At 72.9% G+C, this 13,686-nt stretch carries 9 protein-coding genes and 1 pseudogene; 6 read left to right on the top strand and 4 right to left on the bottom strand.

What is annotated here, in order from left to right; genetic code table 11:
• Positions 1–12: 12 nt before the first annotated feature.
• Positions 13–291 (top strand): annotated as a pseudogene (locus ACH4N1_RS30170) (TetR/AcrR family transcriptional regulator C-terminal domain-containing protein); the annotation flags it as partial.
• Between the two features lie 31 nt (positions 292–322).
• Here ACH4N1_RS30170 and ACH4N1_RS30165 read toward each other — a convergent pair.
• From ACH4N1_RS30165 to ACH4N1_RS30150, 4 genes are all read right to left on the bottom strand, one after another.
• A complete protein-coding gene (locus ACH4N1_RS30165) occupies positions 323–1,483 on the bottom strand; it encodes an acyltransferase family protein (RefSeq protein ID WP_398102291.1) in 1,161 nt (386 codons plus the stop codon).
• A gap of 166 nt (positions 1,484–1,649) precedes the next feature.
• Positions 1,650–4,262, bottom strand: a complete 2,613-nt coding sequence (locus tag ACH4N1_RS30160; RefSeq protein ID WP_398102288.1) for a glycosyltransferase family 4 protein — start codon at positions 4,260–4,262, stop codon at positions 1,650–1,652.
• A gap of 313 nt (positions 4,263–4,575) precedes the next feature.
• Entirely contained in the window at positions 4,576–5,940 is a 1,365-nt protein-coding gene (locus tag ACH4N1_RS30155) for a polysialyltransferase family glycosyltransferase (protein WP_398102285.1), read from the bottom strand.
• Positions 5,940–6,941, bottom strand: coding sequence for a glycosyltransferase family 2 protein (locus ACH4N1_RS30150; protein WP_398102282.1), 1,002 nt, complete (start codon positions 6,939–6,941; stop codon positions 5,940–5,942). Before ACH4N1_RS30150 ends, ACH4N1_RS30155 begins: the two co-directional genes overlap by 1 nt.
• Positions 6,942–7,138: 197 nt before the next feature.
• Here ACH4N1_RS30150 and ACH4N1_RS30145 point away from each other — a divergent pair, with 197 nt between their 5' ends.
• The 5 genes from ACH4N1_RS30145 to ACH4N1_RS30125 all read left to right on the top strand — a co-directional run bounded on the left by ACH4N1_RS30145 (position 7,139) and on the right by ACH4N1_RS30125 (position 13,543).
• The gene (locus ACH4N1_RS30145) at positions 7,139–8,488 is read left to right on the top strand and encodes a DUF6716 putative glycosyltransferase (RefSeq protein ID WP_398102279.1); all 1,350 of its coding nucleotides are present in this window, start codon (positions 7,139–7,141) and stop codon (positions 8,486–8,488) included.
• A gap of 97 nt (positions 8,489–8,585) precedes the next feature.
• Complete coding sequence (locus ACH4N1_RS30140; RefSeq protein ID WP_398102276.1) at positions 8,586–9,872, top strand: cytidylyltransferase domain-containing protein; 1,287 nt, start codon at positions 8,586–8,588, stop codon at positions 9,870–9,872.
• A 12-nt stretch (positions 9,873–9,884) separates the two neighbouring features.
• Entirely contained in the window at positions 9,885–10,823 is a 939-nt protein-coding gene (locus tag ACH4N1_RS30135; RefSeq protein WP_398102273.1) for an N-acetylneuraminate synthase family protein, read from the top strand.
• Positions 10,824–10,878: 55 nt separating this feature from the next.
• Positions 10,879–11,967, top strand: coding sequence for a hypothetical protein (locus ACH4N1_RS30130; protein WP_398102270.1), 1,089 nt, complete (start codon positions 10,879–10,881; stop codon positions 11,965–11,967).
• Positions 11,968–12,313: 346 nt separating this feature from the next.
• On the top strand, positions 12,314–13,543 hold the full coding sequence (locus tag ACH4N1_RS30125) for an amidohydrolase (protein ID WP_398102267.1): 1,230 nt from the start codon (positions 12,314–12,316) through the stop codon (positions 13,541–13,543).
• Positions 13,544–13,686 lie beyond the last annotated feature (143 nt).

Raw genomic sequence — 13,686 nt, 5'->3', positions numbered from 1 at the left:
CGGGTGGTCAGCCGGCTGCCGGCCGCCGGCTTCACCCTCGCCCAGGCGGTCCGCGCCACCTCGACGACGTACCTCTACACGCTCGGGTTCGTGATCGAGGAGCAGAGCGTCGAGCCGCTGCCCGGCGAGCGGCACGAAGGGTTCGACGTCGAGGAACGCGCCCGGAGGATGAGCGGGTTCCCCCTGTCGGCGCGGGCGGGCGCGGAGATCTTCACCGACTACGAACGGCACTTCGGCGAGGGCCTGGAGGTCGTCCTCGCCGGGATCTCGGCCCGCTACGGCATCCGGTGAGCCGGCCTCCGGGCCGGTCGCCCCCTCCGGCTCAGAGCGGCCGGGACAGCACCCCGCGCAGCCGCGGGGTCAGCGGCTTCTCGACGAAGCGGTTCATCAGCCAGGCCAGGGCCAGCATCGCGGTCACGGTCAGCGCGAAGGTCACCCCGGCCGGCAGGCCCAGGGTGCGGTGCAGGACGCGGATGACCACCCAGCCGAGGTGCTCGTGCACCAGGTAGAAGGGGTACGTCAGAGCCCCCGCCACCGTCAGCCAGCGCCAGTTCGCCCAGCTCAGGTGGCCGAGCGCGATCGCCGCCACGGCGACGAACCCGAACGCGACCACGCCGGCGATGCCGATGGTGGTGCGGTGGGCGAAGGCGTCCGGGTCCGAGGCGTTCCACAGCTCGCCCACCGCGTAGTGCTGGCCGATCAGGAAGCTGACGGTCACGATGCCCCAGGCGTAGGCGTCCCCGCGGTCGCGGTGGACGAGGTAAAGGCCGATGCCGCCGATGAAGAACGGCGCGTACTCCGGCATCAGGACGAGGTCGAGCACCGGCTGGTGCGCGGCCTGCGCGATGGCGGCGGCCAGCGTCCAGCCCGCACAGAACATGACGACCCGGCGGCGGTTCGCCCCCGGCAGGACGACGCACAGCGCGAACAGGGCGTAGAAGCGGATCTCCACCCACAGCGTCCAGCACACGCCGAGCACCCGGTCCGCACCCAGCGGCTGCTGAAGCAGCGTCAGGTTCACCAGGGCGTCGCTCGGCGACACGGCCTCGTAGACGACCGGCGGCAGGGCGAACACCGCCGTCACGAGCAGGACGGCCACCCAGTAGGCCGGCATCAGCCGGGACGCGCGGGAGGCGAAGAACGACGTGAGGGACCTGCCCCAGCCGCTCATGCAGATCACGAACCCGCTGATCACGAAGAACACCTGGACGCCCAGGCACCCGTAGGCGGCGAACGCGTGCAGGGTGGGGAACTGGTGCTTCGGCGAAGTGCCCCAGGCCTCGGTGACGTAGCCGCCGCGGCCGGCGTAGTGGTACACCGCCACCATCAGCGCGGCGACCAGCCGCAGTCCGTCCAGCGCGCGGAGCCTGCCGCCCTCCCGGCGGGCCGGTGCCGGCGCGGGCGGGAGCGCGACACCCGGTTCCTGGACGGACGCAGCCGCGGTGGGCTCGGACTTCGATGTGCTCACGACCGTTTCGGTCACGCTGGTATCCCTCGCAGTGCCCCGTGGGTTCTTCTTGCGCACGCTCCTGACCGGAGACGATCGGATCACCGGAGAGTCGTCAACGGGGATCCTAGAGCCTGATCAGGAGGTCTTTTGTTCGACGAGGCGGCCTTTGTCCAGCCGTCGTCGCGCGTTCACCGCGACGTCAGTTCCGCTTCAGCAGCCGGGCCGAACGGCTGCCGATCCGGATGCGGACCGACTCCCTGCGCGCGAGCTGCCGGACGGACCGGCCCCGCGCGCCGAGCAGGCCCGCGACCCGCGCGATCTCCGTCCAGACCTGGGCCCGGTCGCCGCCCGCCACCGCCGCCGCGGACAGCAGCCGGCACGCCTCGTCCGACTCGCCGCGCCCCGCCCTGATCTCCGCCATGCCGACGAGGACGTCCACCGGCTGCCGGTGGCGCAGGATCTCGGTGCCCACCCGCAGGGCGTCGTCGTCACGGCCCGCCGTGACGTGCCGGACGAAGTCCTCGATGAGATAGCTGCCGTGCCGCGGCGCCACCGCGGAGAACGGCGCGGGCGCGGGGTCCCCGCCCGACTCGCCGCCGGCCTCCTCGCCACCGGCCCCCGGCGCGCCGTCACCGGCCGGGCGCCGTACGGGCTCACCGGGGCCCGGCAGGCCCAGGGCCGTCGTCATCCGGGCGGTGAAGGCCGCGATGTCGAAGAGTTCCTCGACGTCCCGGTACCCGGCCTCCGAGATCTCGTCGTCCAGCACCCGGCGCAGCGCGTCGAGCGCCGCGTCGGGCGTGTACTCGGCGAAGGAACGGTAGCCGGACACGCCCTCCAGGACCTCCCGGGACCCCACCCGGTGGTAGGTGACCGTGCGCAGCCGCTGCTGCACCGCCTCGACCACGGACAGCGGCATCGGGTCGTCGACGCTGGACAGGAAGAAGACGTCGGAGGCGGCCAGTTCCTCCCGCACGCGGTTGCGGGAGAGCGCCCCCAGCCACTCGACCCGGTCCGACAGCAGGGTGGCGGAGCCGATGCGCCACGTCCGCTGGCCGATCCACGCGAAACGCCACGGCAGCCCCTGCGCGTACGCCAGTTCGGCGACCCGGGAGAACAGGTCGAGGCCCTTGCGGTCCTGCATCGAACCGACCATCACGATGCGCGGCCGCGCACCGGGCGTACGCCGGGCACGGACGCGGTGGGCGTCACGGGGAACCGTGTTGTAGACCACGACCGGATCGCTCACTCCCAGCCCGCGGAACATGTCGGCCTGGGCGTTCGACACGCACAGCACCTTCAGGCCGGGCAGCAGGTCGACCAGTTCCTGGTGCCGCAGCGGGTTGCGCGAACCCTCGAAGTTCATGACGTACTCGGTCTCGTGGGCGTACAGCGCCACCGACTTCCCCCGCTCCTGCAACCCCGCGACGAGTTCGCCCGCCAGCGGCGAACGCCAGAACGGGGCGAGGCTGTTGACCAGGACGACCTCGGCGTCCGCCAGGTCCGCCAGGACGTCCTCGGAGCGGCCGTAGGCCTCGAGGTCGAAGTAGCGGATGTCGACCGGACCGCGCGCGAGCAGGGCCTGGGTGTAGGTGAGGACGGGGATCGCCACCCCGGTGACGTAGTCGAAGCCGAGTCCCAGCACGGCCAGCGAGCGTGGCCGTTCCATCCGCCCGCGCACGGCGCGCAGCGCCCGCTCGGCCCGCGACAGGCCGGCCCCCGCCTCGTCGCCCGTCGGCGTCCAGCGCGGAGCCGGCGGTTCGGCCGGTACGGCGGCCCCCTCGACGACGCGCAGCACCCGCCCGGCGACGTCGTCCTGGAAGGCGAGGAAGTGCTCGACGGGCTCACCGTGCGCGTTGGCCACGAACTCGCCCGAGCGCTTGAGGCCGGCGACCACGTCGACGAGTTCGCCGAGCGTGCCCGCATTGCGCAGCAGCGGGTGGCTGACGGTGGGGAAGACGATGTCCAGCGCGGGCGGGCTGAACCAGATCAGCGGGGTGCCCGCCCGCAGCGCCTGGAGGTGGGCCGGGGCGAAGAACGTGACCGCGAGGTCGTATCCGTCGAGCGCGGTGGGATGCCGCTCGACCTCGACCTCGCCGAACTCGGCCAGTGCCTCGCGCAGCCGGGTGAGCAGTTCGCGGTGCTCCTCGCGGGACAGCCTGCCCTGCTTGCCCAGCGGCTGGTCGAGCACCACCATGCGCAGCGGCTCGCCGGGGTCCTTGGCGTGCCGGTGGGTGGTGGAGCGGGCGGCCCGCAGCAGGGCCGGGTCGTCGCTGTGGCCGAGGGCGCCGGTGATGTGGACGGGCGGGTCGGCGTCGGCGGAGCGGAACAGCAGGTGGTGCGCGGTCGCCGGGCCCCAGACGCAGACGGCGGCCGGGGCCGAGGAGCCGTAGTGCCGGCTCGGGTCGCGCCGTCCGGTGCCGGTCCTGCGGTGGTGGAAGTCGAGGTGGCGGTCCTGGACGAGGACGAGCGGCAGGGTGCGGCCCAGCGTGCCGGCCAGCCGCCGGCTGCGTTGCGACAGGTCCTCGAAGAACACCAGCCGGTCGATGCGCTCCTTTTCGACGAAGGCGCGTACGCGGTGGCCGAATTCCTCCAGGAAATCGGCGTCGCTCAGCTCCTCGTCCCCCGTGAAGAGAGAGCGTGCCGGCCGGCCGCCGAATCGGGCGGCGGCCTCCTCCTCCGTCCATCCGACGATTTTTCCGTCCCGGTCGGCGCCGAGGAGGTGGAACGAGTGGGCGTCGGCTCCCTCGGCCCGCAGGATCTCCGAGGCGAGGCCGACGCCATTGCGGTTCTCGACAAACACAGCGATGCGCACGGTGTGAATGAAATACGACCGGGATTCCCCGGACGGGCCACCCGGATCAAACTCTCGGTGAACATTCGATGTGTTCGGGGATGCGGCTGGATGTCTCGAAGCCCTGCGTTTCCCGAAGCCCTGCGTTTCCCGAAGCCCTGTGTTTCCGGAAGCCCTGTGTTTCCGGAAGCCCTGGGCGTCCCGAAGCCTTCGGTGCCCCCAGGCCCTGGGCGTCCCCGAGTCCGGTACGCCCCAGGCCCCGGGTGCCCCGAAGTCCCCGCCGCCCGCCGCCCGTGCCCGCCGCCCGTGCCCGCGCCTTTCGGGTCCGCCGTTCTCACCCCCGCCGGAGCGGTCTGCCCGCCGCCTTCGTCCGGCGTACCGCCTTGCGGAGCGCCCTGGCCCGTCGTACGACCCGGCGCGCGGTGGAGTTGTGCGGGAGGAACGACAGCCGCTCCGGGATACCGCCCGGCAGACCCAGCGCGGTGAGCCGCCGGCGCTTGAAGTACCGCTTGGTGCGCGGCCCGAGAAGGGTGCGCAGGTACCGCTCGGCTTCCGGGCGCAGGCCCGGATGGATCTGGGCCTGCATCACGTAGCCCACCGTCCTGACCAGATCGGCCAGCGACTCCTCGGGGATGCGCGTCTCGCCCTCGCCGTCCTCCAGGTCCGGCAGCAGCGCGTCCGCCAGCACGGCCGGCACCCGGTTGCTGTTCTGGTACGGGGCCAGCCGGTCCATCAGCCGCTCGGTGCCGATCCGGGCGACCGGCAGCCCGTAGAACGTCGACGCGGTGAACAGGGCGGTGGAGAAGCAGCCCACCACCAGCGCCGGCCGGGCTCCGGCGAACAGGACCTCGGCGAGGACCGGGGTGTCCAGCACCGTGAGGTCGACGCCCAGCTTCCCGGCCTCGGCCTCCAGGACCCGGCTGTAGCGGGCCGGTGCGGTGGGGTGCGGCTTGAACACCACCGCGCGGTGCCCGCGGGCCACCGCCCCCCGCATCATCCGTACGTGCAGGTCCTCCTCCTCCTCCACGGTGAGGATGTCGAGCGCGGACAGGTACTGGCCCAGCAGCAGCGCGGCGCCGTCGGGCAGCGCGGGCAGGTCCGCCACGGCCTCGCCGATCTCGTCGAGGACCTTCAGGAAGCCGCTCGTCGGCACGGTCCGCGCGGGCACCCCGAACTCGGTGAGCAGCAGCGGCACCAGCCCCGGCACCAGGTCGAGGTGGAGCAGCCGGCGCACGCGCGTGCCGATCAGCGGGTCGAGCTTGTTGCGGGTCGGCCCGTAGCTCATCAGCCCGTCGGCGTACACGTCGACGGGCGCTCCGGGGAACACCTGCGCGATGGCCTGCGCGGGGTTGACCTGGATCGACTCCAGGACGATCTCCACCCGGTCCTCGCCGAGCCCCCACAGCAGCCGCAGGTAGCGCTCCAGGAGCGGCACGTCGTCCGGGCGCGGCGCCCAGGCGCCCGGATGGAAGGGGCTGATCGCCTCGTTCCAGGACAGCACCGCGTCGAAGCGGCTCCGCAGCGGCGCGAAGCCCGGCATCTCGTCGACGGACGGGGTGGTCTCCGGGGTCGTCGTGTTGTTGCACACCAGCAGCACCCGGCGGTCCGCGGCGGGGAAACCGCCGGAATCCAGCGCGGCGGCCAGTGTCGCGACGCCGTACAGCGTGGAGGCGCAGAAGATCTGGGTCGTGCGAGGCATCAGGCGGCCGCCTTCGGTGTGCCGGTCCGGGAGGAGGTGCTCCTGCGGCGCAGCCGGCGCAGGGTCGACGAGCGTTCCAGGTCCATCGTGTCCAGGACCTCGGCGAACAGGTCCTGCGGCAGGCGCCTGACGGCGGCCGCGCTCATCGTGCGCAGCTGCCGGGCCACCGGCGGTTCGAACTTCTCGATCTCGCCGAGGTGGTGGGCGATGATCGCGCAGTAGGTGCGCACCGCCTTGGGCAGCAGCCGGTCGGCCTCGGGGTCCCGCGCGGTCTCCTCGACGACCTGGTCGAACGCCCGGATGAAGTCCAGCTGACGGGCGTCGCCGATCTGGGTGAGGGAGGAGGCGACCCCGCGCCGGTAGAACACGCCGAGCAGGTTCAGCACGGCGAACGACTCCGCCTCCCGGTGCAGTTTCCAGATCCACGGCCGGTCCTCGGCGGTCCGCAGCCCGTGGGTGAAGTGCAGCAGCCCGCGGTCGACGAGGCGGCGGTGGTAGGCGCCGGCCCAGGCGTAGGGGTAGTCCACCGACGTCGAGCGGTCCGCGGGCAGGATCGCCTCGCGCGGGTTCAGCACCTCCCCCCGCAGCCCGTGCGGATGCCGCACCAGGGTGCGGGCGCGCGCGGTGGCCTGCACGTGGTCGACGCGCACGAAGTCGCAGCCCAGCTCCTCGATCGCGGTGACGAGATCGGTCAGATAGCCGCGCGCGAGCCAGTCGTCGCCGTCCAGGAACGTCAGGTACTCGCCCCGCGCGGCGTCCAGTCCGGTGTTGCGCGCGGTGGCGAGCCCTCCGTTCTCCTCATGACGGATCAGACGCACCTCGGCGACCTTCGACAGCTCTTCGGCGGCCCGTTCGAGAATGGCGGGCGTCCCGTCCTTCGAACGGTCGTCGACCAGCACGAACTCGAAGTCCGGGCGGGCGTTCAGGAGAAGGCTTCTGAGGGTGTCCGGCGCGTATTGCTGGACGTTGTAGAACGGCACGATCACGGAAAGCTTGGGCACGCCGAAATCCTAGGAGCGCGCCCGGCGGTGGAAATTTCCGGTAAGGGTACGGGCGATGAACTCGATGTGTCGGATCGGTGCATCCCGTGTATTTCCGCGGAGTTGACGAGCCGGTTCGGTAACCGGTGGCGCGCTGTTAACTTTCCGTTGCGTCGCGGTTGGACAAAGCCTGGGTTTTGCTTCCTAGCGTCTTCGGCGTGCCACCACGTACTTCGAAGCCCTCACGGATCGCCGTACTCGCGGACTCCGACACCCGCTGGAAATGGGGTGCGGCGACCGCGGGCCGGATCGCTCCGGGCGCGTCCATGGAAGCCGGACCGGGGGACGGCGCGCAAGTCGCCCCCGTCCTCGACGGCTACCTCCTGCGCGGCCGGGCGACCCCCACCCCCCGTCAGCTCGCCGAGGTCGGCGTGCGCGCCGACTCGCTGCGCGAGGTGACGGCCGTCGAGTTCCTGCGCGCCATGGCGGCCGAGAAGTACGACGTCCTCGTCCTCGCGCTGGTCGGCGGCGGCGTCCAGGCGATCCTGCACGGCCTCAAGCGGATCTGGGAGGACGGCACCGAGCGGCCCGTCGTCGTCACCGGCTACGTGGGCGTCGTCTACGAGAAGCTCGCCGACGGTCTGCTGCTGCGGCACGGCGCCGACCTCGTCCTCGCCAACTCCCGCCAGGACGCGGAGCGTTTCCGCGCCGTGTACGACGGGGTCGGCGCCGACGCCTCCTCGGTCACCGAGGTCGCCCTGCCGTTCCTCGGCGGCGCCCCCTACACCGGCGGGCACGACCCGTACACCGTGGTCTTCGCCGCGCAGCCCTCGGTCCCCGACAACCGCAGGGACCGCGCCTACCTCCTCGAACGGCTCGTCCGGCACGCCCGGTCGCACCCCGAGCGCGAGGTGCTGCTCAAGCTGCGCTCCCGGCCCGGCGAACACACCACCCACATCGAGGAGCTGCCGTACCAGAAGCTGGCGCAGCGGCTCGACCCGCCCGCCAACTTCCGCCTCGTGTACGGCAACATGGGCGAGGTCCTCGACCGCACCGACCTCATGGTCACGGTCAGTTCCACCGCCGCCCTGGAATCCCTGCACCGCCGCATCCCCACCGTGGTCCTCACCGACCTCGGGGTGCGCGAGGCGCTCGGCAACCACCACTTCGTCGGCTCCGGCTGCCTCGCCTCCTGGGACCAGCTCGACGCCGGGCACCTGCCCGTCCCCGACGAGGAATGGGTGGCCCGGCAGGGCGTCGCCGCCGGGGGCGGCTCGTACGAACGCGCCTTCGACACGGCCCGCGAACGCATCACCGAGCTGCTCGACCGCCCCGGCGGCCTGCCGCCGCTCACCCCCTACTACACACCCGCCACCGCCCCCGGCTACCTCCCCGCCATCCTGGCCCGCCACCACCTCGGTCCCGACGGCAGCCCGCTGCCCGGAGCCCCGGCCGCGGACCGGGGACCCGGACCGGTCCGCCAGATCGTCCGCCGCGCCGCCCGCGGCGCCTACCGCCACGGCGTCCAGCGCGTCGCCCCGGTCATCCGCCGGATGGGCGACCTGTGAACGCCCGCCACACGGCCGTCGGCCCCCTCGGATCCGTGCGCGGCGCGTCATGAGCGGCGTCCGTCCTCCCCTCCCTCCCCGTCAAGGAGTCCCGCCCATGTCCCCCTCCCAGGCGGGCGTGCGCCGCGTCCTCGCCGTGATCCCCGCGCGCGGCGGGTCCAAGGGCGTCCCCGCGAAGAACCTCGCGCCCGTCGGCGGCGTGCCCCTGGTGGCGCGGGCCGTGCGGGAGTGCCTGGCCGGCCGGCTCGTCACCGACGTCGTGGTGTCCACCGACGACCAGGACATCGCCGCGGCCGCCCGCGAGGCCGGTGCCGAGGTCGTGCTGCGCCCGGCCGCCATCGCCGGCGACACCGCCACCTCCGAGGCCGCCGTCCTGCACGCCATGGACACCCACGAGGCCCGGCACGGCACGACCGTCGACGCGGTGCTCCTGGTGCAGTGCACCAGCCCGTTCCTCGTCCGCGAGGACATCGACGGCGTGGCCGCCGCGGTCGTCGAGCACGGTGCCGACACCGCCGTCACCGTCGCCCCCTTCCACGGTTTCGTCTGGCGCGACGGCACCGACGACAGCACCGACGGCACCGGCCCGGACGGCGGCTTCGGCGTCAACCACGACAAGTCGTACCGCCCACGCCGCCAGGACCGCCCCCAGGACCTCCTGGAGACCGGCGCCGCCTACGCCATGGACGCGGCCGGCTTCCGCGAGCACGGCCACCGCTTCTTCGGCCGCACCGACCTCGTGCGCACCGACCCGGCCCGCGTGCTGGAGATCGACGACCCGCACGACCTGGCCCGCGCCCGCGCCCTCGCCCCCCTCTTCGACGCGGACCTCCCCGAGGCCGGGCCCCGCCCGCGCGCGGGGACCCCGGCCCCCGCCGGTCCGCTCCCGACCGCCGCCGACATCGACGCGGTCGTCCTCGACTTCGACGGCACCCAGACCGACGACCGGGTGCTGATCGACTCCGACGGACGGGAGTTCGTCTCCGTGCACCGCGGCGACGGCCTCGGCATCGCCGCCCTGCGCAGGAGCGGACTGAAGCTGCTGATCCTGTCCACGGAACAGAACCCCGTGGTCGCCGCCCGCGCCCGGAAGCTCAGGCTCCCGGTCCTGCACGGCATCGACCACAAGGACCTCGCACTCAAGCACTGGTGCGAGGAGCAGGGCATCGCGCCGGAGCGCGTGCTCTACGTCGGCAACGACGTCAACGACCTCCCGTGCTTCGCCCTCGTGGGCTGGCCCGTGGCGGTCGCGAGCGCCCACGACGTCGTACGCGGCGCCGCACGCGCGGTCACCACCCTCCCCGGCGGCGACGGCGCGATCCGGGAGATCGCCGGCTGGATCCTCGGCCCCTCTCTCGACTCCCCCGCCCCCCTCACCACGTAAGGAACCCCTCTCATGAGCACCAACTCCCGCCTCCGCCAGTTCGGTTCCCGCACGGCCGGCCCCGGCCACCCCGTCTACATCTGCGGCGAGATCGGCATCAACCACAACGGCGACCTCGACAACGCCTTCAAGCTCATCGACGTGGCCGCCGAGGCCGGCTGCGACGCCGTCAAGTTCCAGAAGCGCACGCCCGAGATCTGCACCCCGCGCGACCAGTGGGACATCGAGCGCGACACCCCCTGGGGCCGGATGACGTACATCGACTACCGCCACCGCGTGGAGTTCGGCGAGGACGAGTACCGGCAGATCGACGCGCACTGCAAGGAGAAGGGCATCGCCTGGTTCGCCTCCCCGTGGGACACCGAGGCCGTCGCCTTCCTGGAGAAGTTCGACGTCCCCGCCCACAAGGTGGCCTCCGCGTCCCTCACCGACGACGAGCTGCTGCGCGCCCTGCGCGCGACCGGCCGCACCGTCATCCTCTCCACCGGCATGTCCACCCCGAAGCAGATCCGCCACGCCGTCGAGGTCCTGGGCAGCGACAACATCCTGCTCTGCCACGCCACGTCGACGTACCCGGCGAAGGCCGAGGAGCTGAACCTCCGCGTCATCAACACCCTGCAGGCCGAGTACCCCAACGTCCCGATCGGCTACTCCGGTCACGAGACGGGCCTGCAGACCACCCTCGCCGCGGTCGCCCTCGGCGCCACCTTCGTCGAGCGCCACATCACCCTCGACCGCGCCATGTGGGGCTCCGACCAGGCCGCCTCCGTCGAGCCGCAGGGCCTGCAGCGCCTGGTGCGCGACATCCGCACCATCGAGTCCTCCCTCGGTGACGGCGTCAAGAAGGTCTACGAGTCCGAGCTGGGCCCGATGAAGAAGCTGCGCCGCGTCCCGGGCGTCGTCGCCGAGGCGGAGATCGCCGCGGCGGCCGGCGAACCCGTCGGCGTCTGACCCCGCAGCCCCTCCGGCCACCGCTACCAGTGCCTCACGGGACGGTCGTACGACGATGAGCCCTCGCGCCGGGAACCCCGGCACCACCCCCCACACCCTCGCGTTCGTCGAGAGTCCGGTGCAGCTCCTGAACGTCCTGGAGTGGGCGCACGCCCAGGGACCGCGTCCCCAGGAGGAGCCCGGCGCGGGGTTCACCCTCGTCGTCCTGTCCCCGACCGACCCCATGACCCGCGGCCAGCTGCGCCGCATGGCCGAACTGGCCCGCCAGGACGGCCACGAGGTCCGCTGGGAGGAGGCCCGCGGCGGCCCCGCGGCCCCCTTCCAGACCATCGGCGGCCTCACCCGCGAGCTGCGCCGGGCCGACCGGATCGTCATGGGGGACCCGTTCTCCCGGTACGTCCAGCTCCTGCTGACCATCACCCGCGCCCACGACCTCGTCGTCGTCGACGACGGCACCGCCACCATGGAGTTCGTCGGCCAGCTCGCCCGCGGCGAACGCCTGGTGCGCTGGCACCGCAAGGGCGGCCGTCCCGGCCCCCGCGACCTGCTGTTCGCGCCGGTGTCCTCCTCGGCCCGCCGCCGCCTCACCCCCGGCCCGGCCCGTCGCGTGGAGGTCTTCTCCGCCATGCCGATAACGGACGCCCCGGACGGGGTGTCCGTCACCTCCCACACCTTCGCCTGGACCCGCGAGCGCTTCGGCCCGCCCCGGGTGACGAACGGCGCCGACATGGTCGGTACGTCCCTCGTCGAGACCGGCGTCATCGACGGCGACCGCTATCTGCACGCCGTCGGCGTCCTCGCCAGGGCCCACGGCGCCGCCCGCTACTTCGCCCACCGCCGCGAGAGCACCGAGAAACTCCACCGCCTCGCCGTGGAGACGGGCCTGGAGGTCGTCCGTCCCGACCTGCCCCTCGAACTCATCGCCCGCCGCGGTCCCGTCGGCAGGACCGTCCTCAGCTTCCCCTCCACGGTCGTCCACACCCTCCCGCTGGCCCTCGCCGGCACGGACGTCCGCGTCGCGGTCTGCGACATCGACCCGGCCTGGCTGACCCGCACCGCGTCGCCCCGGGCCCAGAGCTTCCTCTCCGGCGTCACGGGGACGGCCCGCGGAGTGGACCGCCTGGCCCGGGTCGCCACGGCCTGATCCCGGGCCCGGTCCCGGGCCTGATACCGGCGGAGCGGCAGGCCCCCGCACCCCTCCACACACCGGCACCGCGCCCGCTCCACGCCCCGGCCCCTGTCAACCGGCGGTCCGCTCCGTGGACAGCCGGGCGTGCTTCGAGTGAGCCGTGGTAACCGTGGAGGAGGAAGATGGAGGGACGGGCCGGTACACCATGATCCACTCGATGGAAACCGGCGGAGTTTACCCAGCACGAATGCCAGCCATGCGCCGGGCGGCCAACTTTTCTTCCCCTAACAGGTTGAAGTTTTGTTGATCGTGGGTCAGCCGACCACCCCGGCGTCCTACCCTTCAGAGGGTGAAGCAACTGATGTCCCGAGAGTCCGAGGCCGATCCTTCAGGGGAAGCCGTGCTCCCCGGCAGCTTGCCGGAGGCCCTGCGCGCCGAGCTCGTCGCCTTCCGCCGCGACATGCACATGCACCCCGAGCTGGGCAACCAGGAGTTCCGTACGACGGCGGCGATCAAGGAGCGCCTGGAGAGGGCGGGCCTCAAGCCCCGTGTCCTCACCGCCGGCACCGGGCTCATCTGCGACATCGGCGACTGGACCGACGGCACCCCCGTCCTGGCGATGCGCGCCGACATCGACGCGCTGCCCATCCCCGACACCAAGGCCGACTGCGCCTACCGCTCCACCGTCCCCGACCGCGCCCACGCCTGCGGTCACGACGTGCACACCACGGTCGTCCTCGGCGCCGGCCTGGTCCTCGCCGGCCTGCACCGCGAGGGCCGGCTCCCGCGGCCGGTGCGGCTGATCTTCCAGCCCGCCGAGGAGGTGCTGCCCGGCGGCGCCGCCGACGCCATCGAGGACGGCGCCCTGGAGGGCGTCGGCCGGATCATCGCCGTCCACTGCGACCCGCGCGTGGACGCCGGTCTGATCGGTCTGCGCAACGGTGCCATCACCTCCGCCTGCGACCGGCTGGAGATCTCCCTGGAGGGGCCCGGCGGCCACACCGCCCGCCCGCACCTGACCACCGACCTCGTCACCGCCGCCGCCCGCGTCGTCACCGACGTGCCCGCGCTGGTCGGCCGCCGCGTCGACACCCGGGCCGGTCTCGCGGTGACCTGGGGCCGGATCGACTGCGGCCACGCCCCGAACGTCATCCCCCAGCACGCCGAGCTGTCCGGCACCGTGCGCTGCCTGGACATCGAGGCCTGGCGGGACGCCCCGGACCTCGTCGTCGCCGCGATCGACGAGGTCGCCAACCTGCACCGCGCCAAGTCGGAGATCAACTACGTCCGCGGCGTCCCCCCGGTCGTCAACGACCCCGACGTCACCGGCCTGCTCCGGGACGCCATGGTCGCCCGGCGCGGCGAGGAGGCGGTGGAGAGCACCGAGCAGAGCCTCGGCGGCGAGGACTTCTCCTGGTACCTGGAGCGCGTCCCCGGCGCCATGGCCCGCCTCGGCGTCCGCACCCCCGGCGAGCGCACCGTCCGCGACCTGCACCAGGGCGACTTCGACGCCGACGAGCACGCCATCACCGTGGGGGTGGAGCTGTTCACCGCGGCGGCCCTGCTGGACGCGGCGACCCGGACGGCGTGAGCGCGGGACGCCGGTGACGGCCCGGACGAAGGGGTGCCCGAAAGGCGCCCCTTCGTCCACCTGTGTCACCGGGGTGTAACCCGCGCGACCCGGGGGCGACCCGGGGGCGGCACGAATCGATAACGGCCACCGGGAACCCCGTT

The organism is Streptomyces sp. NPDC017202 (assembly GCF_044331705.1).
Taxonomy (GTDB): Bacteria; Actinomycetota; Actinomycetes; order Streptomycetales; family Streptomycetaceae; genus Streptomyces.
Note: the sequence above shows the minus strand (reverse complement) of the source record. Positions and strands in the feature narration are given on the sequence as shown.

Bases quoted from the DNA above. Each gene is read 5' to 3' on its own strand.
- ACH4N1_RS30155 (WP_398102285.1), bottom strand. From the start codon at position 5,940: ATGCCTCGCACGACCCAGATCTTCTGCGCCTCCACGCTGTACGGCGTC.
- ACH4N1_RS30140 (WP_398102276.1), top strand. From the start codon at position 8,586: ATGTCCCCCTCCCAGGCGGGCGTGCGCCGCGTCCTCGCCGTGATCCCC.
- ACH4N1_RS30125 (WP_398102267.1), top strand. From the start codon at position 12,314: ATGTCCCGAGAGTCCGAGGCCGATCCTTCAGGGGAAGCCGTGCTCCCC.
- ACH4N1_RS30130 (WP_398102270.1), top strand. From the start codon at position 10,879: ATGAGCCCTCGCGCCGGGAACCCCGGCACCACCCCCCACACCCTCGCG.
- ACH4N1_RS30135 (WP_398102273.1), top strand. From the start codon at position 9,885: ATGAGCACCAACTCCCGCCTCCGCCAGTTCGGTTCCCGCACGGCCGGC.